The 25,392-nt window shown below is 68.4% G+C and carries 20 protein-coding genes and 1 pseudogene; 17 read left to right on the top strand and 4 right to left on the bottom strand.

From position 1 onward, the window contains the following. The 12 genes from HUW62_RS30035 to cglE form a co-directional block, all read left to right on the top strand. Positions 1-530: HupE/UreJ family protein (locus tag HUW62_RS30035; protein ID WP_176436358.1), on the top strand; the 530-nt coding region annotated here is incomplete at its 5' end. Positions 531-588: 58 nt separating this feature from the next. Continuing rightward, complete coding sequence (locus tag HUW62_RS30030; RefSeq protein WP_163870459.1) at positions 589-1,062, top strand: hypothetical protein; 474 nt, start codon at positions 589-591, stop codon at positions 1,060-1,062. 65 nt (positions 1,063-1,127) lie between these two features. Continuing rightward, positions 1,128-1,898 (top strand): hypothetical protein, encoded by a 771-nt coding sequence (locus HUW62_RS30025; RefSeq protein WP_163870460.1) that lies wholly within the window; start codon positions 1,128-1,130, stop codon positions 1,896-1,898. 147 nt (positions 1,899-2,045) lie between these two features. Continuing rightward, a complete protein-coding gene (gene rplC / locus HUW62_RS30020; protein ID WP_163870461.1) occupies positions 2,046-2,720 on the top strand; it encodes a 50S ribosomal protein L3 in 675 nt (224 codons plus the stop codon). Positions 2,721-3,105: 385 nt separating this feature from the next. Beyond that, positions 3,106-3,927, top strand: a complete 822-nt coding sequence (locus HUW62_RS30015) for an outer membrane beta-barrel domain-containing protein (protein WP_163870462.1) — start codon at positions 3,106-3,108, stop codon at positions 3,925-3,927. 15 nt (positions 3,928-3,942) lie between these two features. Then, positions 3,943-5,196 (top strand): outer membrane beta-barrel domain-containing protein, encoded by a 1,254-nt coding sequence (locus tag HUW62_RS30010; protein ID WP_176436357.1) that lies wholly within the window; start codon positions 3,943-3,945, stop codon positions 5,194-5,196. A 26-nt stretch (positions 5,197-5,222) separates the two neighbouring features. Next, a complete protein-coding gene (locus HUW62_RS30005; RefSeq protein ID WP_176436356.1) occupies positions 5,223-6,764 on the top strand; it encodes a tetratricopeptide repeat protein in 1,542 nt (513 codons plus the stop codon). A gap of 225 nt (positions 6,765-6,989) precedes the next feature. Next, positions 6,990-10,649: a tetratricopeptide repeat protein gene (locus HUW62_RS30000; protein WP_176436355.1), complete on the top strand. Its 3,660-nt coding sequence runs from the start codon at positions 6,990-6,992 to the stop codon at positions 10,647-10,649. Next, entirely contained in the window at positions 10,646-12,190 is a 1,545-nt protein-coding gene (locus tag HUW62_RS29995; protein ID WP_176436354.1) for a tetratricopeptide repeat protein, read from the top strand. Before HUW62_RS30000 ends, HUW62_RS29995 begins: the two co-directional genes overlap by 4 nt. A 180-nt stretch (positions 12,191-12,370) precedes the next feature. Next, complete coding sequence (locus tag HUW62_RS29990; protein ID WP_163870467.1) at positions 12,371-12,664, top strand: hypothetical protein; 294 nt, start codon at positions 12,371-12,373, stop codon at positions 12,662-12,664. A 51-nt stretch (positions 12,665-12,715) separates the two neighbouring features. Further along, the gene (locus HUW62_RS29985) at positions 12,716-14,773 is read left to right on the top strand and encodes a TonB family protein (protein ID WP_163870468.1); all 2,058 of its coding nucleotides are present in this window, start codon (positions 12,716-12,718) and stop codon (positions 14,771-14,773) included. Positions 14,774-14,938: 165 nt separating this feature from the next. Continuing rightward, the gene (gene cglE / locus HUW62_RS29980) at positions 14,939-15,541 is read left to right on the top strand and encodes an adventurous gliding motility protein CglE (protein ID WP_163870469.1); all 603 of its coding nucleotides are present in this window, start codon (positions 14,939-14,941) and stop codon (positions 15,539-15,541) included. Between the two features lie 146 nt (positions 15,542-15,687). On the opposite strand, the gene typA is transcribed toward cglE, so the two are convergent. The 3 genes from typA to HUW62_RS29965 all read right to left on the bottom strand — a co-directional run bounded on the left by typA (position 15,688) and on the right by HUW62_RS29965 (position 20,270). After that, positions 15,688-17,535, bottom strand: a complete 1,848-nt coding sequence (gene typA / locus HUW62_RS29975) for a translational GTPase TypA (RefSeq protein WP_163870470.1) — start codon at positions 17,533-17,535, stop codon at positions 15,688-15,690. Between the two features lie 213 nt (positions 17,536-17,748). Further along, a complete protein-coding gene (locus HUW62_RS29970) occupies positions 17,749-18,690 on the bottom strand; it encodes an alpha/beta fold hydrolase (RefSeq protein ID WP_176436353.1) in 942 nt (313 codons plus the stop codon). Next, the gene (locus tag HUW62_RS29965; RefSeq protein WP_176436352.1) at positions 18,687-20,270 is read right to left on the bottom strand and encodes a sigma 54-interacting transcriptional regulator; all 1,584 of its coding nucleotides are present in this window, start codon (positions 20,268-20,270) and stop codon (positions 18,687-18,689) included. Before HUW62_RS29965 ends, HUW62_RS29970 begins: the two co-directional genes overlap by 4 nt. A 107-nt stretch (positions 20,271-20,377) precedes the next feature. On the opposite strand from HUW62_RS29965, the gene HUW62_RS29960 reads away from it, so the two are divergent. The 5 genes from HUW62_RS29960 (at position 20,378) to HUW62_RS29940 (ending at position 24,874) form a co-directional block, all read left to right on the top strand. Then, the gene (locus tag HUW62_RS29960) at positions 20,378-21,370 is read left to right on the top strand and encodes a cation diffusion facilitator family transporter (protein WP_163870473.1); all 993 of its coding nucleotides are present in this window, start codon (positions 20,378-20,380) and stop codon (positions 21,368-21,370) included. A 111-nt stretch (positions 21,371-21,481) separates the two neighbouring features. Next, on the top strand, positions 21,482-22,519 hold the full coding sequence (locus HUW62_RS29955) for a hypothetical protein (RefSeq protein WP_176436351.1): 1,038 nt from the start codon (positions 21,482-21,484) through the stop codon (positions 22,517-22,519). Between the two features lie 27 nt (positions 22,520-22,546). Further along, a complete protein-coding gene (rsmD, locus tag HUW62_RS29950; RefSeq protein ID WP_176436350.1) occupies positions 22,547-23,104 on the top strand; it encodes a 16S rRNA (guanine(966)-N(2))-methyltransferase RsmD in 558 nt (185 codons plus the stop codon). 45 nt (positions 23,105-23,149) lie between these two features. Beyond that, a complete protein-coding gene (gene coaD / locus HUW62_RS29945; protein ID WP_163870476.1) occupies positions 23,150-23,632 on the top strand; it encodes a pantetheine-phosphate adenylyltransferase in 483 nt (160 codons plus the stop codon). 51 nt (positions 23,633-23,683) lie between these two features. After that, positions 23,684-24,874 (top strand): pyridoxal phosphate-dependent aminotransferase, encoded by a 1,191-nt coding sequence (locus HUW62_RS29940; protein WP_163870477.1) that lies wholly within the window; start codon positions 23,684-23,686, stop codon positions 24,872-24,874. 54 nt (positions 24,875-24,928) lie between these two features. Here HUW62_RS29940 and HUW62_RS29935 read toward each other — a convergent pair. Continuing rightward, positions 24,929-25,392: pseudogene (locus HUW62_RS29935) on the bottom strand (hypothetical protein); the annotation flags it as partial.

Raw genomic sequence — 25,392 nt, 5'->3', positions numbered from 1 at the left:
GGCTGGGCCTGCGCCACATCTTCGAGGGCGTGGATCATCTCGCCTTCCTGCTGGCGGTGCTGTTGGTGGGGGGCGGGCTCAAGCGGGTGCTGCTCCTGGTGACGTCCTTCACGGTGGCGCACTCGCTCACGCTGGGGGCCACCGCGCTTGGCTGGATAGTCCTCGACGAGGGCCGGGTGCGCTGGGTGGAGGCCGCCATCGCCGCGTCCATCATCTACGTGGCGGCGGAGAACCTGGTGCTGAAGGAGCACCGCCACCGCGCGCTCATCACCTTCCTCTTCGGGCTGGTGCACGGCTTCGGCTTCGCGAGCGTGCTGGCGGGCTATGGCCTGGGAGACTCGGTGGTGAAGGGGCTGCTCGGCTTCAACCTGGGCGTGGAGCTGGGGCAGGCGATTGTCGTGGTGGTGTTGCTGCCGCCGCTGCGCATGCTCCAGCGCAGGCCCGGGCTGCACCGGGGGGCGGTGCGAGTGTTGTCCGTGTGCATCCTCGCGGCTGGTGGTTACTGGATGGTCGAGCGCGCACTCGGTTGAATCCGGAGACACCCATCCCTACGTTGGGCTCGAAGTGGGTAGGGATCGGGGGACGTAGATGGGTGCGAGGCATACCCGGCTGGCCGCGGCACTGGCGGCCGCGTGGGAGGCGGAGGTCGTCTCCGCCCGGCGGATGACGATGCTCGCCGAGCGGATCATGGATGCGAGGGTCCGCGCGAGGCTGATGGTGCTCGCCGCCTTCTGCCGAGCGCACGCCTCGCGGTTGCTCGCGCGACTGGCGGCGCTGGGACGGGGGCCCCTGCCGGTGCCCCCAGAGGAGATTGAACTGGACGCGGACACGCTCAAGGAGCTGCGGCGGGAGGGCGCCTTCGCCCGAGCCTCCGCCGCGCGCTACGAGACGACCGCGGAGCTGGCCCGGCAGCAGGCGGACCTGTCCTCCGCGTGGGTCTGCGAGCTCAACCGCACCGAGGAGCAGGATCGCGCCCGGGAGCTGCTCGCCCTGGCCGAAGGACCCCTGGCCGCGACCACCATGGCCAGCTCCACCGCCGCCGCCGCGCCCGCCGACTCCTGAAAACGAGCGTCGGGCGCTCGCTCTCCCGGTGACAGTCCCGGCTTTTTGGGCGTAGAAATCCGCCCATGGCGAAGGAGAGCTACGACGATCTCATCTTTCAGCTCGGCGACCTCGCCCGGGACAGACTCCCGGGCAAGCCGAACTGCCCCCGCTCCATGGACCGCGTCTACAAGGCGGAGGAGGCGGTGGTGGCGCGCCGTGACGAACTGGCGGCGTTCGAGCAGGAGATGAACGACGAGGACGCCACCTATCAGGCGTTCCTCGACGAGCAGGAAGCGGAGAAGGTCGGCCTCCAGGCCTCCGTCCGCAAGTGGAAGAAGGCGGTGGATGCCATCGACGGCAAGGTGAAGGACCTGCGCAAGACGCTCGCCACCAAGCGCGCGGAGCTGCGCTACGCCGCCGATGGCCTCCTCAAGCTGGAGGCGAAGATCTCCGACATGGAGCTGACGCGGCAGGACGTCTCCCGCATCGACGTCGCTCGCACCAACCTCAAGAAGAACCGACTGACGCAGATGCGGCTCGGCCGGGAGGTCGAGGATCTGGACGAGCGGCTGTCCACCGCCCTCACCCCGGAGCCCGGGCAGCCCGGCTCCGCCGGCATCCTGGCCCACAAGCGCCTGCTGGAGATGGAGGACGAGGCCGAGGTCCGGCTGGCCGAGCACGACCGGCGCATGGCGGAAGTGGATCAATCCATCGCCACGTTGGAGGAACAGGTGAAGGCCGCCGAGGATTATCTGGATCAAGCGCTGTTCCTGTTGGGCGAGGACGTGTACGCTCAGCGAATCGCTGACGCGCAGCTCGCCGCCTTCTACCCAAGGCTTGATCGCGCTCAGTGAGGCGCTCCCCCGCCCGTAGTGCTTGACGTGGGGGGTATGTCTGCTACATTGCGCCGCTTCTCGGGGACCGCAGTGTAGTTTGCGGGCCAGATCATTGATTTTATTGGGTTTTTCCGCGCCTACGCGCGCTGGCAGTGTGAGGACGACGTGAAGGGTCTGATTGGCAAGAAAATCGGGATGACCCAGGTGTTCAATGACGAGGGCAACCTCGTTCCCGTGACGGTCATCGACGTGAGCACCTGCCAGGTCGTGGGCAAGCGTACCCCGGAGAAGGATCAGTACTCCGCGGTCACCCTGGGCTTTGGTGAGATTCGCGAGAAGATTCTGAACAAGTGCGAGCGGGGCTTCTTCAAGAAGGCCAACGTCCCGTATCGCCGCCACGTGAAGGAGTTCCGCGTCACGGTGGAGGAGTCCACCTCCTTCAACGTCGGCGACGCCGTCAAGGCGGACCTCTTCTCCAAGGGCCAGCTCGTGGACGTCACGGGCGTGACCAAGGGTCGTGGCTTCTCCGGCGTCATGCGCCGCTGGAGCTTCAAGGGTTCGCAGACCAAGACGCACGGTACGCACGAGTATCAGCGTCACCCGGGCGCCATCGGACAGCGCAAGACGCCGGGCCGCGTCTACCCCAACAAGAAGATGCCGGGTCACTACGGCGTGGAGCAGGTCACCACGCAGAACCTGACCGTCGTCGAAGTGGACCTGGAGAAGGGCCTCGTGCTGGTCAAGGGCGCCGTCCCCGGCCACAACAACGCCATCGTCTTCCTGCGCCCCAGCATCAAGGTGGCGATGCGCGAGCAGCACAAGGCCGCGCGCCGCGGTTGATCCGCTGCTGAGCGTCTTCTCCTGAAGCGCTCCTGACGCCCCGCTTCCGGGCCCGACTCGTCGGGCATCCGGGCGGGGCGTTTTCTTTTGCGGGTTTCGCTGAGCCGGAGTGGGCACGGGTGTGCCCCCGGTGGGAAGCCGCGGCCCGCGTCGTGCCCGGGCGTGGGCGTTTGGGCGCCCTGAAACGTTGACCGGTGGGCGGCGCGGCTGCCCAGGGGTGAAAATAATTCCGCCTCGTGGCCCGAATGCCTTGTCGTGAGTGGAAGCCGTGCGCACATGGATGCGCCACGAAGGGACCTGGCGTCGGGTGACGCAGGCGCCCTGGATGGGGGAGGCTTTGGACTCCCGCACACGGCGGCCCATCTCCTTGGGCCGGGCAGGAACCATGAACGCACGCACGCTTCGCGTCTTCGCTGCACTGCTGGTCTGGCTGGCGGCCACTGGGGCCGCCGCGCAGGATGACGAGGCCGTCCTCGACAACGTCGTCGTCCGCAATCGGCTGTACGAGCCCGGTGGCCACCTGGAGGTGTCGTTGGGGGTGGGGTTGCCCGTCCAGTCGAACCTGACGGCGCACTACTTCTTCACCGCGGGCGTCGCCTACAACCTCTTCAACACCTTCGCCGTGGAGGCGCGCGCGGGCTATGCGGCCAGCCGCCACACGGGCCTGGCGCGCTCCATCTCCGAGAGCTTCCTGGCGCGCGAGGACAAGCGCGTCACCGACGAGCTCGAGGACCTCTGGGAGATGAACCTCCACGGCGTCGCGGGCATCCGCTGGGCGCCCATCTACGGAAAGCTGAGCCTGGTGTCCGACCTGCCGGCGCACTTCCAGGCGTACGTCTGGGCGGGAGGTGGCGTGGGCAGCTTCCAGCGCAACTCCGTCATCCAGTGCTCGCAGGTGGTGGACCGGGAGCTGGGCGTCTGTGACAACCGCACCTCGCTGGAGGACCGCGGCTCCGCGTCGGAGAACTACTGGGTGCGCGAGACGCGCGTGGCGCCGGTGGTGTCCGCGGCGGTGGGCTTCCGCTTCTTCATCCTCGACAAGCACGGCGTGCGGCTGGAGCTGCGCGACTGGGTGTTCCGCGACAACTACCGCGTGAATCTGGTGCGCGACGACTGGGAGGCGGGGCGGGTGACGGGTGACGTCGCCTCCAGTCCCGGCCTCACGCACCTGGTGCAGTTCGACCTCGGCTACACCTTTTCCTTCTAGGGACTCCTGAAAACCATGCGACCGATTCTGTCCCTCGCGCTCCTCGTCGCGGCGGCGGCCCAGGCCGCCCCACCGCGCTTCCCGCCGTCCGCCGTCGTGCTCGCCCAGGCGGAAGAGGCTCCGTCCGTGCCCGGGCCGGGCGCGGAGACGTCCGTGCCTCCGCCGCCCGCGCGGCCCCCGGAGCCGAAGCCGGAGGTGCCTCGCGCGCCGACGTCGCGTCCGGAGCCCACCGTCCCCTCGGAGGCCGCCAAGGCGCCGAGGGTGGAGCCCGCGCTCGCGCCCATGGATGACGCGCAGGACGAGCAGCCCGTGGTGTCAGAGCCCGTGCCCGAGCGCGACGTGGACGCGCCAGTGACGCCGGACGACGCGCCGGTGCTGGCCTCCTCGGACGAGGCGCCGCGCACCACGGACGTGCAGGAGCAGCGACTGGTGAATGGCGCGCCGCTCTACAACCCGAACGTGTCGCTGCACATCGTCCAGAAGAAGCGCTTCGCGGACGAGAGCAAGCACGAGCTGGCGCTGTACCCGGCCGTCGTCCAGGTGAACGGCAAGTACACCAACCACGCGGGCACGGCGCTGCACTACAGCTATCACCTGCAGGAGAACTTCGCGGTCCAGGTGACGGGCCAGTACAACTGGCACACCAACGAGAGCGACTTCAACCTGGAGCTTATCGACAAGGTGCGCGAGCAGGCGCAGGCGGCCTCGTCGCTGCTGCTCGTCTGGGGCGCGCAGGCGGGCGTTGAGGTGACGCCGCTGTACGGGAAGTTCGCGTTCCTCGACGACAAGCTGGCGCAGTTCAGCCTGGTGCTGAGCGGCGGCGCGGGCGTGGGCTCCACGCGGCACCTCATCCGTCCCGAAGTGGCCAACGAAGTCGATGGGCAGCGCTACAACGTCCCGGCGCGCTTCGGTGGCACCGGCAACAAGTTCCTGGGCTCGGTGGGCGGCGGGTTCCGCCTCCAGTTCGGCGAGTCGTACGCGCTGCGCCTGGAAGTGAGGGACCTCATCTACACGGCGCGCGTGGACAAGGTGGACGGCTGCAACCTGGCGGACTTCGAGCAACTGGAGGCCGCGCGCGCCAGCGGCCAGGAGTTCGGCTCGCTGCCACTCAGTAGCAGTTGCAAATACGAGAAGTTCGACGGCGTGGACCCGAAGACGAAGAAGAACTACCGCGAGGACATCATCCTCGGCCGGGATTTGGTGGCCGAGCCGTCCTCCGACGTCCTCAACAACATCAGCTTCTACGCAGGCTTCTCGTTCCTCTTCTGATTGCGCCCATGAAGGCACGACTCGCCATGAAACGACTGCTCCACATCCTCGTCGTCCTGGCGCCGTTCGCGGTGGCCGCCCAGCAGGACTCGGGTGGCTACAACCGCGCGCTGGCGGCCTTCAACGCGGGGGACTACGACACCGCCGCGCCGCTCTTCTTCCAGGCCTCGGAGTCAGGCGGTGACGCGGACACGCAGGGCAAGGCGGAGTTCTACCTCGCGCAATCCCTGGCGAAGAAGGGCCTGCCCGTCTCCGCGTTCATCTCCTACGCGGCCATTGTCAACGCCGGGCCCTCGCACCCCTCGTACCTCAAGGCGGTGGAGGGGCTGGTGGACATGCAGCAGCAACTGGATGAGCAGAACCTCATCCCCAGCATCCTCAACCAGGCGTACTCGGAGGAGGTGCGGGACAAGTGGGTGACGCTGCCCAAGGAAGTCCTCGCCCGCATCAACTACCTGGTGGGCACGGTGAGCCAGCGCCGCATGCGCTTCGAGGAGGCGCGCTCGCTGCTGGAGGCGGTGCCCAAGGACAGCCGCGTTTACGCGAAGGCGCGCTACCTGCTGGGCGTGGTGCTCGCGGACCCGCGCTTCCCGGGGCGTCCCGGCGAGGGCGAGACGCTGGACAAGGAGGCGCTGGCCGCTTTCAACGCGTCGCTGTCGGCGAACGAGCCGCAGGTGGAGCTGAAGGCGACGCAGCACCTGGCCCTCATCGGCCTGGGCCGGCTGCACTACCGCCGCGGCGAGTACGCGGAGGCCACCGTCGCCTACGAGAAGGTGCCTCGGTATACGCGCTACTGGGACCAGGCCCTCTTCGAGAACGGCTTCGCGCGCTTCCAGAACGAGGACTTCGGTGGATCGCTCGGCAGTCTCCAGGCGCTGCACGCGCCGCAGTTCGCCGGGGCCTTCCAGCCCGAGTCGTGGATCCTCAAGTCGACCGTCTATTACTACTCGTGCCTCTACGACGAGGTGAAGACGACGCTGGCGGCCTTCGACGAGCTGTATGGCCCCATGGCCAAGCAGTTGGAGCCCTTCACCGCCGAGGACAGCGACCTGGTGCAGGCCTACAACCTGGTGGCCGCGGAGAACCGCCGGCTGCCGCGCCCCGTCTACCTGTGGCTGCGCAACAACGAGCGCATCCGCGAGGTGATGCGCGTGCTGGCGAAGCTGGACGAGGAGAAGAAGGAGTTGAGCGGCGGCGCCTGGCGCGGAACGCCCCTGGCGAAACAGACGGTGGCCTCGCTCGAGGACGTGCGCGGCACGTTGCTCCAGGTGGGCGGCACGCTGGCTCGCAGCCGCATCCGCGAGGCGGCGGACAACCTGCGGACCTTCTCCGACCAGGCCGAAATCATCCGCGTGCAGACGGCGCTGGACGAGAAGGACCTGCTCCAGGCGGGCGTGGACCAGAAGGCGCTGCTCACGCGCCAGTCGCTGTACCGGCCGAAGATGCCGGGCGCGGCGTGGAACTACTGGAAGTTCCAGGGCGAGTTCTGGATCGACGAGATTGGTTACTACCAGTACACGCTGAAGCGCGGCTGCCCGGCGAAGACAGCCGAGCAACAACAGCCGTGACGCCATGGGCCACGGCTGCCCGGACATCGTCCACGAGGGGACCTCCTTGGCGCACATCAGGTGCCGAGGTGGTCCCCTTCGTCGTTGTCGGGAGCGTGAACCCTGTCGCAAGAGGCGTTCCACACCACTTCTCATTCGTGGAGTGCGCGTCTACTTTCGTTCGTCCCTCGTGCCCGGGCGAACGGCTGCTCGGTGGTCGGGGCGGCTTCACAGTCGGGAGCTCGCATGAAGGTGGTGCTTCGTTTCGGTGCGCTGGCGGTGGGCGTTGCGCTCGCTACTGGCGGCGGGGTGGGAGAGGCGGCGGAAGCGCCAGCGCGCAAGGCGGTGAAGAAGCCCGCGGCGACGTCGGCGTCGAAGACCTCTGGTGCGGCGGACAAGGGCAAGAAGGGCGCCCAGGCGAAGAAGGCGGAGGCGGCGAAGGAGGCCCCGCCGCCCGGCGTCGCGCCGGAGGACGTGCGGCGCGGGCCGGCGCGCGTGAAGCCCGCCACGGCGAAGTTCGCCGACATCCCCCGCATCGCGGATTCGCGGAAGAATGCGCTGGCGGACAAGAAGCGCGACGAGGCGATTGAGGCCTTCAAGCGCCTCATCCCCAAGCTCCAGGACGGCAACCCGCAGAAGGCGGAGATGCTCTACCGCCTGTCGGAGTTGTACTGGGAGAAGTCCAAGTACCTCTACCAACTGGAGATGGACCGCTTCCTCGCGGAGGAGAAGAAGTTCGACGCGGCGCAGGCGCGGGGCGAGAAGGGCGAGGCCCCCAAGCAGGACCATCGCGAGAGCGAGCGCTACCGCACGGAGACGATGGGCATCTACGAGGACATCCTCCGCGGCTATCCGCAGTACCCGCAGCGCGACGAGGTCCTCTTCTCCATGGGCTACAACCTCTACGAGCTGGGCCGGCGCGACGACGCCGTGGCCCGCTACGAGGAGCTCATCAAGGACTTCCCCCGCTCGCAGTTCGTGCCGGACGCGTACATCCAGCTCGGCAACCACTACTTCGAGTCGAACAAGCTCATCCCCGCCAAGGCCAACTACGAGAAGGCCCGCGACTCCGGGGTGCCCAAGATCTATGGCTACGCCGTCTACAAGCTGTCCTGGTGCGACTACAACACCGGTGACTACGACGCGGGCCTGAAGAAGCTCCACGAGGTGGTGGACTACGCCGCGAAGCAGCCGGAGCTCGGCGACCTGCGCACCGAGGCGCTCAACGACTTGACGGTCTTCTACGTTCAGTTGGATCAGCCCAAGCAGGCCATCTCCTACTTCCGCGAGAAGGCGCCGGCGAAGCGCCAGGGCCGCCTCATCGCGAAGACGGCGGCGGGCCTGGTGGACGCGGGCCACTTCGACAGCGCGATTCTGCTCTACCGCACGCTCGTCGACGACGAGCCCATGGGCGTCAGCGCGCCCGAATACCAGCAGGCCGTCGTCCGCGCCTTCGAGGGTCTCCGCCAGCGGCAGCAGGTCCGCAAGGAGATGAAGCGGATGGTGGACCTCTACAGCCCGGGTGGCGAGTGGTGGAAGGCCAACGAGGGCAAGGCCCCCGTGCTGCGCAACGCCTTCAACGTCACGGAAGAGGCGATGCGGGTGATGGTGACGGAGTACCACCAGGAGGCGCAGAAGACGCGCCAGGTGGAGACGTACCGGCTCGCGCGCGACATCTACAAGCAGTACGTGGACGCGTTCGCCTCCAGCTCCAACCCGGAGTTCGTGGCGGACTCCGCCTTCAACCTCCGCTTCTTCTACGCGGAGATTCTCTGGGCGCTCGAGGAGTGGCAGGCCGCCGCCGCCGAGTACGACGCGGTGGTGGCGTTCAAGATTCCGGACCGCGACTCCGCGCGCGAGGTCTCCAGCGAGAGCTACCGCAAGAGCGCTTCGTTCAACGCCATCCTCGCCTACGACAAGCTGGTGAAGATCGAGCGCGGTCAGCTCGCGAAGAGCGACCTCAAGGACGGTCAGAAGGTCGACGAGAAGAAGGACAAGGGCGACGTCGCGCGGCAGAAGATCGTCAAGCGCGACGCGAAGGAGAAGGAAGAGGAGTCGCTCACGAAGTTCGAGGAGCGGCTGGTCGCCGCGTGCGACACGTACGTGAAGCTCTATCCGGACACGCAGGACGAAATCGACCTGCGCTACCAGGCGGCCGTCATCCTCTACGACCGCAGCCACTTCGTGGACGCGGCGCGCCGCTTCGGTGAAATCATCGAGAAGTTCCCCGAGGAGCGGCGCTCGCGTGACGCCGCCGACCTCACCATGTACGTGCTGGAGAGCCGTCAGGAGTGGCTGGAGCTGGCCACGCTGTCGCGCAAGTTCCTCGACAACAAGAAGCTGTCCAAGCCCGGCTCCGACTTCGCGATTCGAGTGGGTCGCGTCGTCGAGGGCAGCCACTACAAGTGGGTGGACGAGGTCGTCTACAAGCAGGAGAAGAACCCGAAGAAGGCCGCCGAGGAGTTCCTCAAGTTCGTGAAGGAGTTCCCCAAGTCGGAGAACGCCGACCGCGCGCTCGTCTACGCCATGTCCATCGCCCAGGAGGCGGGCGAACTGGACCGCGGCATCGAGGCCGGTGAGCGCGTCCTGGCCGAGTACCCGCGCAGCCCCTTCGAGCTGAAGGCGCGCTACACGCTGGCGGGCCTCTACGAGAAGGTCGCCGACTACCGCAAGGCCGCGACGCTGGCCGAGTCCTTCGTCGCCGACTACGACGCCGCGCTCAAGGCCAGCGAGCCCGAGGGCAAGAAGGCGAAGGACGCCCGCGCGAAGACGACGGCGAAGAAGAGCGACACTCCGGGAGGCGAGGAGGACGCTGACTCGCGTCGCACGCAGAAGGCCGCCGAGCGCAAGGCGCTGGTGGCCGAGGCGGGGGCCTGGGTGGCGGATGCCCAGTTCAACGCGGGCGTGTGGTGGGAGGGCGCTGGCGAGGCGCAGAAGGCCGTTGCCGCCTACAACGCCTACGTGGCCCGCTTCAAGGAGCGCAAGGACGTGGCGCAGGTGGCCTACTCGGCCGCGCTCGTCTGGGAGAAGGAGCGCAAGTGGAGCGAGGCGGCTCGGGCCTTCGGCACCTTCGCGGACGGCTACGGACGGGACTCGCGTGCGACGCCCGCGCAGCTCTACCTGGCGCGCTACCACGAGCTGCTCGCGTGGCAGCAGCTCAAGAACGCGCGGGAGCAGGAGCGCGTGCAGGCGGAGCTGGTGCGTGCGTATGGCCGGCTGCCCGAGGCGGTGCGCAAGGAGGACGCGACGCTCAACGCGTACGCCCACGCGCGCTTCCTGGCGCTGGAGCCCTCGTGGAAGCGCTACTCGGACATCCGCTTCACGCGGGTGAGCACCATCCGCCGGGATTTGACGGCCAAGCAGCGCGAAATCCAGCGCATCGAGAAGGAGTACCTCGCGGTGCTGTCCACCGGCTCGGGTGAGTGGGGCATCGCCGCACTGACGCGCATCGGCCTGGCGTACGCGGACTTCGCTCGCAACATCATGGACTCGCCGGACCCGACGGGGCTCGACGAGGACCAGCTCGGCATGTACCGCTCGGAGCTGGAGAACCTGGCACTGCCGCTGGAGGACAAGGCCAACGAGGCGCTGGAGAAGGCGCTGGAGAAGTCCTACGAGCTGGGCCTCTACGGCCCGTGGACGCTGGCCGCGCAGGACCAGGTGAACCGCTTCCACCCGGGCGCCTACGCGCAGGTGAAGCAGGTGGGCTACCGCGGCGGCGACTCGCTCGTGGCGGCCGAACTCGCCAAGGAGCCGGGAGGTCCCGGGGGCGCCACCGCCACGCCGGCGACGAACCCGGAGCAGCCCGCCGCTCCCGCCGAGCCCCAGGACGGCGCTCCGAAGCCGCCCGCCTCGGACGACAGAACGCAGGCACCCACGGCCGCGGTGCTGGAGGTGCGGCCATGACTCGCGACACTTCGAAGATCTCCACGGGAAAGATGCCGATGAAATGGTTCCGTTCGTTCGTCGTCGGCTCGCTGGCCTTCACCGCCGGCTGCGCGACGGGTCCTCAGCAGAAACCCTCCGCGATGCCGGAGACGCAGGCGCCCTCCGCGTCCGCGGCCTCGGCGACGCCCTCCAAGCCCGCGCCGACGGAGACCAACGCCACTGACACGTTCGCGCAGGCCATCCAGGCGTATGAAGCTGGAGACCTGGACACCGCTCGTCAGGGCTTCGAGAAGGTGCTGGCGAAGTCGCCGCAGAGCCTCAACTCGCAGTTCAACCTGGGTGTCATCGCCGAGCGCCAGGGCCGCGTGGACGACGCGCGCGGCGCCTACGAGAAGGTGCTGCTGCTGGAGCCGGCGCATACGCCCTCGGTGGTGAACCTGGCCAACGTCTACCGCGCGCAGGAGCGGGGCGATGACGCGATTGCCCTCTTCGAGAAGGCGCTGAAGACGCCGGGCCGCGCGCATGACGCCGCGCTGCTCAATGGCCTGTCCGCGACGTACCGGCAGTTGGGCAAGCTGGACGAGTCCGAGGCCACCGCGCGCAAGGTGCTGGAGCGCAACAAGGACAACCCCGGCGCGTACAAGAACCTGGCCTACGTGGCCTACGCGCGCGAGAAGTACCGTCAGGCGGAGCTGCTGGTGGGCACCGCGCGCAAGCACTCGGAGAAGGACCCGTCCCTCTACAACCTGCTGGGCATGGTCTACCTGAAGCTCGATGAGCGGCCGCGCGCGCTCGCGCAGTTCCAGAAGGCCGTGTCGCTCGACGAGAAGTACGCGCCGGGCTACCTCAACCTCGGCGCGCTGGCGCTCAGCTACCGCGATTATGCCGGTGCCGAGAAGGCCTTCGCCCGCGCGCTCGAACTGGAGCCGGACTCCACCGAGGCGCACCTGTCGCTGGCCTGGGCGCTGGACGGACAGAAGGGGCGCGACTCCAAGAAGGGCATCGCGGCCGGCGAGGCCTTCGAGAAGGTGCTGGCCAAACGCGCGGAGCTGCCCGAGGCCGTGTGTGGCGCGGGCTGGGCCTTCGCCGCGGATCGCGCGGGCTGGGAGCGCGCCGTGGCCTTCCTGGACCGCTGCAAGACGTTGGAGTCCACCACTGAACAAGAGCGGCAGATGATCACCGCCAAGGTCACGGGCCTGCAGAACATGCTCAAGGCCCCACCTCCCGAGGCCGCCACCGCGGGCGCGGAAGGCGAGAAGAAGGACGAAGCCACCGGCGGTGCGGGCTCCATGCTGAACCAACTCCCGCAGGACGCGAACGCGCCGCAGGAGGCCGCCCCCAACGAAGGCGCGCCCGTGGAGGAGGGCTCCGAGGCCGCCGAGGGCACGTCGGCCGAGCCCGCTGGCACCGAGCCCGCCGCACCCGCTGGCACCGTGCCCGCGGAGGCCGCGCAGCCGGGCGGTGAGGGCACGGGGGCGCCTGCTCCGGCGCCGGTGCCTGCTCCCCAGGGGGCGAGCGCTCCGGCGCGGCAGGGCACGGCTCCCGCGCCCACGAAGTAGGACGGCAGGGATGACAGGGCAGGGGGGAAGTTTTTTCCATCCTCCAGGCCCCCACGTGGAAGGCGGCGAGCAAGTTCCATAGGATTCAGGGACTTGGATTTGGATCGCCCCGTGCAAGGACTCGCGGGAACCTCTTCGAGAACCCGCTGTCACACCCGAGGAAGCAACAGGAGGTTGGGTATGAGGCGTCTGGCATCGACGGTGACGGTGGTGGGGCTCTTGTTCATTGCGCCGGCTGCGGTGGCGCAGGACGAGGGCCCATCGAAGGACACGGTGAAAGTCATCCAGGAGGAGGACCGCACGGTCTTCCGGAAGAAGACTGTGATTGATTTCACCGATGTCGCGGTGGAGGGCGAGCTGACGAAGCCTGAAGGCTCATACGTGCTCCACCGCAAGAAGACGGACTTCCAGAGCCTCATCAAGGTCCGGGAGAACTTCGACCCGGAGCTTCAGAAGTCAGTCGACAACCTCTAGCGGCGGCGGTCAGGCGTTTTCGGGAGCGGAAGGGAAGAAGGAAGAATCCTCATGGCGGCGGCGAAGAAAAACGGCTTGACCCTTCGAATCACGGGGCCTGATGGCTCCACGGTGGAAACCGTTTCGGAGGCGGAGAGCGTTATCGTGGGGTCGGGCGCCCAAGCGGCGGTGAAGATTCAGGATCCGCGGGTCTCCAATCTCCATGTGATGCTCAAGGTAGACAAGGATGGCTCGGTAACGGCCATCGACCTCGGGAGCGAGGGTGGCACGGAGGTGAGCGGCCAGAAGCTGGTCATCCCCACGCCACTCAAACCCGGGGACGTGCTTCGCGTGGGCGGCACGCGGGTGGAGGTCCTCTTTGGAGGCGACCCACCCGAGCGCCAGGCTCCCGCGGGGGCCAAGGTATCGGGACCGCGCTTCCAGGGCTCGGTCACCCAGCGGGCGCCGACACCGGTGCCCATGGCGGTGCCTCAGGTGGTGACACCTCCCTCGGCGGGAGGCGGCACCACGCAAGGAGGGTTCGTCTTCACGAGCCCTCGTCCGAACCCGGCCCAGGCCGTGGGCGGACTGCGCACCGAGCGCGTGACACCGCCCGCGGTGAATCGCGTGGGGCCTCCACCTCCGCCTCCGGCGGCTCGCGTGGAACGTCCTGCTCCGGTGCCGCACGCGCCGCCCGTCACCGTGGCGCCCCGGCGCGCGGTGCTTCCTCACCTGCAGGAGCAGCTCCCGCCGGAGGCGATGCCCACGGCTCGGGAGAAGGTGCTCCAGGTGTCGATGCTGTGGGGCGACACGCTGTTGTCGGTGCAGCACTTCAAGGACGGCGTCCCCGTCACCATCGGCGAGGGGAAGAAGAACTTCTTCCACGTCTATGCGCCCTCGGTGGGCAAGCGGTACGAGCTGGCGGTGAGCCGTGGGGACGTGCTGGAAGTGCACGTGCCGGCGGGCTCGGGCGCCATCGTCACCGAGCGTGGGAACGTGAAGTCGAAGGACGCGCTGCGCGCGGCGGGGCAGCTCACCGGGACGGCGGAGGACAAGGAGCAGGTCTTCAAGCTGGGCCTGCATGACCGCGTCGAGGTGTCGTTCGGTACGGTGGCCTTCGTCGCGCGGTACGTGAAGCCGTCGCCGGCCATCGCAGCCAACGCGCTGGTGGAGGCGGACTACACGTTCTTCAAGATCACCACCATCTGCCTGATGGCGGCCGTGGCGGTGGTGCTGGCCATGGCGTTGACGCCGCGCGCGGAGCGGGCGCCGCACGACGACATCTTCGAGTCCCAGCAGCGCGTCGCGAAGTTCCTCGTCACCCCGGAGAAGAAGCTCGAGGCGAAGAAGCTCCAGCTCCAGGGCGTGGAGGAGGGCGCGAAGGCGAAGGACGAGGAGGGCAAGTTCGGCAAGGAGGACGCGAAGCAGGCGGAGGCGGCTCCGTCCAAGCCCGGCACGCCCGTCGTCGACAAGTCGAAGAAGGAGAAGGACCGCCAGGTGGTGGGCAAGGTCGGCCTGCTGGGCGCGTTCAAGGGCATGAAGGGTGGCGCCTCGGACGTGTTCGGTCCCGGCGGCTTCGGCACCGGCCTGAACAACGCGCTGGGTGGCCTCAAGGGTGGCGCGGCCATGGGTGATGCTCAGGGCGTGGGTGGCCTGGGCTCGCGTGGCGCCGGCACCGGCGGTGGTGGCACGGCCATGGGCATCGGCGGCCTGGGCACCAAGGGTGACGGACGCGGCGCGGGCGGCTCGGGTGGCATCGACCTGGGTGGCCGCGGCAAGTCCATCACCAAGGTGATTCCTGGCAAGACGACGGTGGTGGGCGGCCTGGACAAGGACGTCATCGCCAAGGTCATCCGGCGCCACCAGAATGAAATCAAGTACTGCTACGAGTCGGAGCTGAACAAGGAGCCGAGTCTGGCGGGCAAGGTCGCGGTGGCCTTCACCATCGACCCGGCGGGGGCGGTCTCCGACGCCACCATCTCCGAGTCGACGCTGGGCAACTCCAAGGCGGAGCAGTGCATGATTTCCCGCATCCGCCGCTGGAAGTTCCCGGAGCCCAAGGGTGGCGGTGTCGTGGCGGTGACGTATCCGTGGATGTTCTCGCCGGCGGGTTCCGAGGGCGAGGGGTAGCGGACGCGAGCGCTGTAGAGAGTGCCTGACTGTCTCTCAAGTGGCGTGGACGGAACGGTCCACGCCACTTTCATTTCAGCCCCGGATTGCCGAAGTGAGGGGGGCGTCATTAACGTCGTTCGCCACTTCCGGTTGGACCGGGAGGGCGCCGCGTGGGGAGGACCCGTGAAGAAGTCCCAGCTGGTTGCCGCGCTTGTGTTGCTGTCGTCTCCGGCCCTCGCGGCCACGCCCCCGGAAGGGGTGGACTTTCAGCCGCGCCGCGGCTTCTACACGGACACGAACATCGGCGTGTTCTTCACCGTGGGCGGGGAGAACGCCTACTCGAACGCGCAGACCTACCTGCAGCTCGGGGTGGGCTACGACTTGACGGAGCGCATCTCGTTGGGCGCGCACTTCGGCATGGGCTCGTCCGCGCAGAACTGCTTCGCGGGCTACCTGCCCGGCACGGAGACGTGCGCGCTCTCCGACAACTTCACCATGCAGTTCCTGGACGTCACGGCCGCGTACCACGTGCGGCTGATGGACCGGCTGTACCTGACGCCCAAGCTCGTCGCGGGCTACACGCGGATGGACCCGGCGCCGGTGGACCCGGACGAGGGCGACCCGGGCCGCGCCGTCAGCTCGCCCAACGCGGGCGTGGGCGTGGGGCTGGAGTACGCCACGGGCATGGACCACTTCTCCGTGGGCGCGGACCTGCTGGCCCGCTACGTCATCGGCCCCAACATCACCTCCTTCGCCATCTTCCCGAAGGTGAAGTACACGTTCTGAGAAGCACCCCGAGGCAGGAGCCCGCAGGCCGCGAGTGACTCGGACCCGCCCGTCCCCTTGAGCCCGGACGCACGAAGGGCCCGCTCCCAGATGAAGGGGAACGGGCCCTCGGTGTTTTCTACACCGGCCTGAAGCCGGCGTCGGGACTACTCGGCGTCGGCAGCGCGCTCTTCACGCTTGCGGTCGCGCTCGGCGCGGTAGCGCTCGCCCACGGCCAGCGCCTTCTTGCGCATGCGCACGGACTTGGGCGTCACCTCGACGAGCTCGTCGTCGGCGATCCACTCCAGGGCCTTCTCCAGCCCCATCTCGCGGGGCGGGACGAGGATGACGTTCTCGTCGCGGCCGGCGGCGCGGATGTTGGTGAGCTTCTTCTCGCGGCAGCAGTTGACGTTCAGCTCGGACGGGTGAGCGTGCTCGCCGATGATCATCCCCTCGTACACGGTGATGCCGGCGGGGACGAACAGGTAGCCGCGCTCCTGGATGCTGAACAGCGCGTAGGGCACGGTGTCGCCCAGGCGGTCCGACACGATGGCGCCGTTCTGCCGCTTCGGGATGTAGCCGAACCACGGCTCGAAGCCGTCGAACTGGCTGCTCATGATGCCCTCACCGCGCGTAATCGTGAGGAACTCCGAGCGGAACCCGATGAGGCCACGAGCGGGGATGCGGAACTGGAGGCGGGTACGCCCCGAGCCCAGCGGCGCCATGTCCGACATGCGGCCCTTGCGAGGCCCCATGCGCTCCGTCACGACGCCGACGCTGGTTTCCGGCACGTCGCAGAACACCAGCTCCATGGGCTCGTGCAGCACGCCGTCGATGTGCTTGGTGATCGGCTCCGGGTTGGAGGCGGTCAGCTCGTAGCCCTCGCGGCGCATGTTCTCGATGATGACGGCCAGCGCGAGCTCGCCACGGCCGACGACGCGGAACGCGTCAGGCGTTTCGGTGTCCTCCACGCGCACGGCCACGTTGCGGTAGGCCTCGCGGTACAGGCGCTCACGCAGGTTGCGGGAGGTGACGAACTTGCCTTCCTTGCCCGCCAGCGGCCCGTCGTTGACCTTGAAGATCATCATCATCGTGGGCTCATCCACGGTGATGCGCGGCAGCGCCACGGGCTTCTCCGGGTCGCCGAACGTGTCGCCGATGGACACGTCCTCGATGCCGGCGATGGAGACGATTTCTCCGGGGCCCGCGTCCTGGATTTCGACGCGCTTCAGGCCGGAGAAGCCGAACAGCTTGACGATCTTCCCCTGCTCGACCTTGCCACCCTCGCGCACGACGGCGACGGGCATGTTCGGCGTGAAGCGACCGGCCTGCACGCGACCCACCGCGAGACGGCCGACGTAGTCGTCGTAGTCCAGGTTCGCCACCAGCAACTGCGGCGTCTTCTCCTCCGACGCGGCCGGGGGCGGGATGTGCTTGATGATGGCGTCGTACAGCGGCTCCAGCGTCTTGCCGGGCACGTCGAGCGACGTCGACGCCTGACCCTGACGGGCCACGGTGTACAGGACGGGCATCTCCAGCTGCTTATCGTCCGCGCCCAGGTCGATGTAGAGGGAGTAGACCAGATCCAGCACTTCGGGAGCGCGCGCGTCCTGACGGTCGATCTTGTTGATGACCAGCACCGTCTTCAGGCCCATGGCGAGCGCCTTGGTGAGCACGAAGCGCGTCTGGGGCAGGGGACCTTCAGCGGCGTCCACCAGCAGGATGACGCCATCGACGAGGCGCAGACCGCGCTCCACCTCACCACCGAAGTCGGCGTGGCCCGGGGTGTCGATGATGTTGATCTGCATGCCCTTGTAGCTGACCGCGGTGTTCTTCGCGAGGATGGTGATGCCCTTCTCGCGCTCGAGGTCGTTGGAGTCCATCACCCGTTCGGCGACGTGCTCGTTGCTACGGAAAGTGCCCGCCTGCCGCAGCAGGTGATCGACGAGCGTGGTCTTGCCATGGTCGACGTGGGCGACGATGGCGACGTTACGGATGTTTTCGCGAGGAATCATACGAACCAAACTGAGGTGAATGGCGGGGGGGAAGCCGCGTTGTGGACAGGTCTCCCGATCCCCACCGGAACCCGGAAGGCGGGGGCTTATATGCCGTGAGTGCGGCTCCTGCAATGAGCGCGGACGCTCCCCGGACGTTCAGTCAGGGGGTACATCCCTCCCGACGGGCTAAAGGCCGGGTATCCGGGGCATCTCGTCACCCCGGTGTCACTCTCAGGAACGGGCCGTGGAGGAATTCCGTGCCCGTGAGTCCCCAGAGCTGGCGGTGGAGGGCATGCCCAGCCGCTCGCGGAGGAAGCGTTCGACCCGGACCTCGATGAGTCCCGGGGCCTCCAGGGGGGCGGTGTGGGTGCCGTCGGGGATGAGGACCAGCTCCGCGTCGGGAATCCGGGAGGCCATCTTCCGGGACAGCCAGCCCGGGGTGAACTTGTCGCGCTCACCGGCGACCACGAGCGACGGGACGTCCACGTGGAGCAGGTGGTCCCAGGCGGAGTGCTCGGACAGCGAGTCGAGTGTCCGCACGAAGACGACGGGGTCCATGCGGGCCAGGTGCTCGAAGTAGGGCGCTAAATCATTGCGGGCAATGCGCTCGCGGTTCATCTCCAGGGTGATGGCGAGCTGCACCGCCAGCTCCGTGCGCAGCGCCGCGTGGATGAGCCGGGCGGACTGCTCGGGAAAGCGCTCCACCACCCTGCGGAGGGTGGGGAACATCTTCTTGAGCACGGTGGAGTCGTGGAAGGTGTCCAGTGGGTTGCCGTAGCTGCCGCACAGCAGCACCAGGCCCTGCACGCGGCTGGCGTAGCGGCGGTGGAACTCCAGCGCCACCTGCACGCCCATGGAGTGGCCGAAGAGGACGGCGCGCTCCATGCCCGCCGCGTCCATCACCCGCTGCAGGTCATCGCAGGTGTACATCATCCCGATTCGCTCGCGGTCCTCGGGGATGCCGGAGCGGCCATGGCCCCGGTAGTGCCAGCGCAGCACCCGGTGGTGCCGGGAGAGGTAGGGCGCCAGGTACTTCCACGCGAAGCCGTCGCAGCCCAGGCCGTCGCACAGCACCACGCCCGGCTCGCCGTCGCCGGTGACCTGGTAGTACAGCTCCGCGCCGTCCGGGACGTGCAGGTAGTCCTGGTGGAAGTAGACGGCCTCCGCCTTCATGCCTCGGCCTCCGTCTCTTCGTCCTCGGGCAGGCCCCGGTCCAGCCCGTAGCGGGCGATCTTCAAGATGAGATTGGAGCGGCTGATGCCCAGCTCCCGCGCCAGCCGGCTCTTGTTGTTGCGCGTGCGCACGAGGCCCTGGTGGATCATCTCCCGCTCCAGCGCCTCCACCGCCTCGTGCAGCCGGCCGTGCGCGCGCGGAGGGATGAACGGGCCACCGCCGGGAATGACGGCGTCACGGATGCGGCTGGACAAGAGCTCCGCGGGCAACATCTCCAACTCACCACCGAGCACCAGCAGCCGCTCGATTTCGTTCTCCAACTCGCGGATGTTCCCCGGCCACGCGTAGGCGCCGAGGATGGCCAGGGCCTCGGAGGCCAGTCCCCGCGTGCGCTGGCCCTCGCGGTGGTGCTTGCGCAGGAAGTGGTCGATGAGGACGGGCAAATCATCCCGGCGCTCACGCAGTGGTGGGAGCTGCAGGCGGATGACGTTGATGCGGTAGAAGAGGTCCTCGCGGAACTCGCCCCGCTTCACCATCTCCCCCAGGTCCTTGTGCGTGGCGGCGACCACGCGGACGTTGACCTCCTTGTGGTGCGTGCCGCCCACGGGCAGGAAGGTGCCCTCCTGGAGCACGCGGAGCAGCTTCACCTGGAGGGCGGGGGACATGTCGCCCACCTCGTCCAGGAAGAACGTGCCGCCGTCGGCCACCTCGAACAGGCCCTTCTTGTCGCGCAGCGCGCCGGTGAAGGACCCGCGCGTGTGGCCGAAGAGGGCGCTCTCCAGCAGGTTGTCGTTGAAGGCGGAGCAGTTCTGCACCACGAAGGGCTGGTCCTTGCGCGGCCCGTTGTGATGGATGGCGCGCGCCACCAGCTCCTTGCCCGTGCCCGACTCGCCGTTGATGAGCACGGTGGAGTCGGAGTTGGCCACCTTCTCCATCAGTCGGAAGATCTCCATCATCGGCCCGGAGCGGCCGATGATCTTCTCGAAGCGGTAGCGCTCCAGCGCCTCCTGGGACGGGGGCGGAGGCAGCTCATCGCGCCGCGCCATCTCCGACTCGTGGGTGGCGATCTCCTGCGCCGCGAACTCCAGCAGGTCGGACAGCTTCGCCAGCTCCGCGCCGTCCAGCACGGGCACGCGCTCGTCGGCGCGGTCCAAATCCGAGAAGGGCGGGGCGAACTGGAGCAGCCGCGAGCGCAGCACCTCCACGTCGCGCGCGTTGAGCAACTGGCGGGCGAAGCCCTCGACGAAGAGACAGCCCGCGTACTCGTTGTCCACGTAGAGCGGCGCGCCCACGATGCTGAAGTTGAGGTGGCAGTCGTGGAAGAGCGAGCGGCGCATCTTCTTGTTCCCGCGGAACTTCTCGTGCAGCACGCGGACCGACTGGCTGCAGCGCCGCAGTCCTTCCTTCGAGAAGAGCGAGATGCGGCAGAACGGATTGGGGGGCGGGGCAATGTCCCCACGCTGCCACTCGTGCACCACGCCGTGTCGGTCCGCGAAGAAGAGCTCCATCTGCCACCACTTGCGGATGACATCTCTCAGCATGATGATGGTGTGCAGGCTCTGGTGCTTTTCGAAGTCCATCCCTACCTCCGTCCGGCCCGCGCACCGGGGAGGGAACCGGGCCGTCGGAATCGTGTTTCACGCTTCTCATACCTCAGGAACGGCCTGTATCCGCACTCCTCTCTCCCGTGACTACCTCCACTCACACTCGCGGGGCAGGACATGGGCATGACCACGACCACGGGCATGACCATGGCCACCATCATCACGGGCACGGGCATGGGCATGGTCCTCGGAAGGGCGGGTTGGCGGAGGAGCGACGGAAAGACCGCAGTCGGCTCATTTTCGCGCTCGTTCTGACAGCGACCATCGCCCTGGCGGAGGCTGTGGGAGGTTGGCTGACACAGTCGCTGGCCCTGATGTCCGACGCGGGCCACATGCTGACGGACGTGTCGGCGCTGGGCCTGAGCCTGGTCGCCCTGTGGTTCGCGGGCAAGCCGGCGGACGTGAAGAAGACGTACGGCTACTACCGGATGGAGATTTTGAGCGCGCTGCTCAACGGGGTGCTGCTGCTGGGCATCACCGGCTTCATCCTCTACGAGGCCTGGGAGCGCTTCCATACGCCCATGCCGGTGAAGCTGGGGCCCATGGCCATCGTCGCCACGGTGGGCCTGGTCGCCAACCTGGGCGCGCTGGGCTTCCTGCACAGCACGCACTCGATGAACGTCCGGGGCGCGTTCCTGCACGTGCTCGGGGACACGCTGTCCTCGGTGGGCGTGCTGATTGGCGCGGGCATCATGGCGCTGACCGGCTGGTTCGTGGTGGACGCCATCATCTCCGCGGTCATCTCGGTGGTCATCGTCGTGGGCGCGGTGCGGCTGGTGCGCGACGCGGTGGACGTGCTGATGGAGGCGGTGCCCTCGCACGTGGACATGCCGCAGGTGAAGGAGCTGATGCTGCGCGTGCCCGGGGTGACGGCGGTGCATGACCTGCACGTGTGGACCATCTCCAGCGGCGTGTACGCGCTCTCCGCGCACCTGGTGGTGCTGGACCCCATGGTCTGCAACAACGACGAGATTCTCTCGGCGGTGAAGCATGACCTGTTCGACCGGTTCGGCATCGACCACACCACCATCCAGATCGAGAGCGAGACCTACGCCCACCTGGGCGAGGTCCACTGAGCGGGCGCCTGGCCGACCTGCCCTCGCGGGTGGGGGCCGCGTAGCGCAACGGACGCTCCCTCAAGCTTCACCTTGCACTGGGACGCGTGCGCGGACGATTCTCCGCGCCCCATGAGCGTGCTGGACAAGGTGCTGTCATTGCGACCCGGCAACACGGTGGCCCGAGTGGGTCCGGGCTCGCGCATTCCGCTGCTCAACCCCCGTGAGCCGCTGCGCGCGCTGGAGCGCGTCCCGGTGGCGCTGCCCTGCCTGCCCGTCCAGGCCAAGGGCGCGCTGCCCGGGCTGCTGCGCGCGGCGCGCTCCGAGGACACCGTCCTGGGCCTGGCGTGTCCGCACCCCACCGCGGACCGGGGCGCGGCGGAGCGCTTCGTCGCGGCGGTGCACGAGGCCGCCGTGGAGGCCGAGCACTCCCGCCCGCTGTTCCTCCAGGCCGGGCCCGTGCGCGTGGTGAAGGCGGACGAGGACTCGCTCGGTCCACTGGGCGACGGCATCTTCCGGGTGGTGGACGCGGGCTTCTCGCTGGTGTCGTTGGACCTGTCGCGGCTGGACTCCTACGCCGCGGTGGAGGCCGTCAACGCGCTGGCGGGCCCCGTGACGGAGCGGGAGCTGTCCCTGGAGCTGAGCGCCCCGGCGCCGGGCCACGGCGGCCTGCTGGACGCGTACCGCTCGCTCCTGGAGGGCCTCAAGCAGTGGAAGGTGCCGGTGCGCTTCGTGCGCGTCTCGGAGCGGGACCTGGGCGGCGGCGAGCCGGACGTGGGCATGCTGCGCTCCGTGGTGGACCTGGCCGCCGAATACGGCGCGGTGGTGTGCGTGGGCGACGTGCGCGAGGGCTTTCCCCGGACGCTGCCCACCTACGTCGCGGCGGGCGCTCGCAAGGTGGACTGCATCGGCCCCTTCGAGCGGCTCGCGCTGGGCTCCTGGTCCGCGGACCTCCGCGCGAGCGTGGAGGAGAAGGCGGCCGCCTCGGGTGTGGCGGCGGGGGAACTCTTGAGCGTGCTGGAGGACAGCCTGCCACCCCTGGAGCCCAAGGCGCGGGAGCGGCTGGAGGCGCTGTCGTTCGCGGAGGCCTCGGAGGTCTTCGCCGCGCTGGGCGCGGTGGGCACGGGCGGCTCGGTGATGCGCTTCCTCGCGGAGAACCGGGGCGAGTAGCCGCCGCGCGGTGTAGAAGGGCCGCCTATGCGAATCGTCTCAGGCTCCGCGAAGGGCAGGGCCATCGCCGGTCCCAAGTCCACGTCGCTCCACATCCGCCCCACGGCGGACCGCGTCCGGGAGACCATCTTCAACGTGCTGGGCCAGTTCCTGGACGGCCAGAAGGTCCTCGACTTGTACGCGGGCACCGGCGCGCTGGGCCTGGAGGCCCTGTCCCGAGGCGCGGGTGGCGTGGTGCTGGTGGACCAGGACCGGGAGGCCCAGGCCCTGTGCCGGCAGAACACGGACGCGCTGGGCTTCGCCAGCCAGGTGGAGCTGCTCGCCCAGCCCGTCGTCCGAGCGCTCGAGTCCCTGCGCCGCCGCAACGAGCGCTTCGAGCTCATCTTCGCGGACCCGCCCTATGCCGCGCGCGTCGTGGAGACGGTGCTGGAGGGGGTGACGGGGGCGACGCTGCTGGCGCCGAGCGGGATGCTGGTGGTGGAGCACGACAAGAGGGAGAGCGCTCCGGATGCCCATGCGGGGCTGACGCTGGAGGACCAGCGCCGGTTCGGCGACACCCTGGTGAGCTTCTACCGGGCGCCCTGACCATTGCTTGACCGGCATCCGGGGCCGTTCGAGACTCCCTGGCACATGCCGGTCGCCATCTACCCAGGTTCGTTCGATCCGCTCACCAACGGGCACCTGAGCCTCATTCAGCGCAGCCTGAAGATGTTCGACAAAGTCATCGTCGCCATCGCGGTGAACCCGAAGAAGACGCCGCTCTTCACCGAGGACGAGCGGCGCGACTTGATTCGCGACGCCGTGAAGGACCCGAGGGTGGAGGTCGACGCCTTCCACGGTCTGCTGGTGGACTACGTCAAGCGCCGAGGGGTGAGCGTCATCGTCCGCGGGCTCCGGGCGGTGTCGGACTTCGAATACGAGTTCCAGCTCGCCAACATGAACCGCAAGCTGGCGCCCACGGTGGAGACCGTCTTCATGATGACGGGGGAGGACTACTTCTACATCTCCTCCCAGCTCGTTCGGGAGGTCGCTTCGTTCAACGGCGACGTCACGGGGCTGGTGCCGCCCAACGTGCACGACGCGCTCAAGGCGAAGTTCGCGCGGAAGACGTAGCCCGCTTCGAGGCACTTGTCGGGCCGGCGCCGCCGCGCTACGCATTCGCGCATGAAACTCGCCCGTCGGCTCCAGGCCATCAAGCCGTCTCCCACGCTCGCTCTCAACTCCCGCGCCAAGGCGCTCGCGGCCCAAGGCGTGGACGTGGTGGCCCTGGCGGCCGGCGAGCCGGACTTCGACACGCCGGACTACATCAAGCAGGCGGCCATCGACGCGCTGAAGGCCGGCTTCACCAAGTACACGGCCACGGCGGGAATCCCCGAGCTGCGCGAGGCCATCTGCCGCAAGCTGGAGCGCGACAACGGGCTGCGCTTCACGCCGGAGCAGGTGCTCGTCACGTCCGGTGGCAAGCAGGCGCTCTACAACTTCTGCCAGGCGGTGCTGGACGAGGGGGACGAGGTCCTCATCTTCTCGCCGTACTGGGTCAGCTACCCGGACATGGTGCGGCTCGCGGGGGCCACGCCCGTCATCGTCGCCACGCGTGAGGAGGACGGCTTCGCGCCGGACCCGGACGCCATCCGCCGGGCCCTCACCCCGCGCACGCGCGCCGTCTTCATCAACAGCCCGGGCAACCCGACGGGCGCGGTGTACTCGCGCGCCGCGCTGGAGGGCATCGCCGACGCCGTGCGCGGCCATGACTGCCTCATCGTCACGGACGACATCTACGAGAAGCTGCTCTACACGGGCGAGCGGCTGGGCATCAGCGACGTGGCGCCGGACCTGGTGCCCCGGCTCGTTGTCGTCAACGGCATGAGCAAGGCGTACTCCATGACGGGCTGGCGCATGGGCTATGCGGCGGGGCCTCGGCCGGTGCTGTCCGCGATGCAGTTGGTGCAGGACCAGTCCACCTCCAACGCGTCATCCATCGGCCAGAAGGCCGCGTTGGCGGCGCTCCAGGGACCGCCGGACACGATTGCCGCCATGGTGACGGAGTACCGCGCGCGAAGGGACTACTTCGTGGGCGGCCTCAACGCGCTGGACGGCGTGCGCTGCCGGATGCCGGAGGGGGCCTTCTACGCGCTCGCGGATGTCCGGGGGCTCTACGGTCGGCCCTACAAGGGCAAGGCGGTGACGGGCTCCATTCAGTTGTCGGAGATCCTCCTCGACGACTTCCGCGTCGCCGCCGTGCCGGGAGACCCGTTCGGCGCGGAGGGGTACATCCGCATGAGCTTCGCCACGTCGCGCGAGGTGCTCGGCAAGGGGCTCGCGCGGCTGGGCGAACTGGTCCAGGCGCTGCGCTGAAGCCCCGGCCCGTTTCTCCCCGGCGGGCCCGAGAGGGTGTCGCCGGGGTGGGGCTCAGTCCGTGTAGGCGAAGGCGCGGTACTCGCCGCCGTACGGCTTGTAGAGGAAGACACCGGCGCGGCCGGAGAGGTTGCCCACGGCGACCCAGATGTCCTTCATGTTGCGCAGGTCCAACCCGAGCCGGGCGGGGGCCTTGCCGTACTTCTTCTCCATCTCCTCCAGCGTCATCACCTCCACGTCGTAGAGGTTGACCAGGTCCGTGCGCTTGAGGCGCAGCTGCTTCACCCACGCGGCCACCAGCTCCTCGGGCGTGGCGAAGCGCTTCTCCTCGAGCTGGAACGGGTAGAACAGCTCGTTGGCGGTGCTGCGCACATCACCCGTCAAGAGGCACTGGAAGAGGAAGCGCGCGCTCGTCTTGATGTCGCTCAGCTTCACCTCCGTCGCCGACATCGGCGGCGCGTCCGAGATGACGGGCGGGGGCACCACCATGTCGGCGGGCTTGATTGCCGGGGGAGGAG

Source organism: Myxococcus sp. AM011, from assembly GCF_013372595.1.
Lineage (GTDB): Bacteria > Myxococcota > Myxococcia > Myxococcales > Myxococcaceae > Myxococcus > Myxococcus eversor.
Note: the sequence above shows the minus strand (reverse complement) of the source record. Positions and strands in the feature narration are given on the sequence as shown.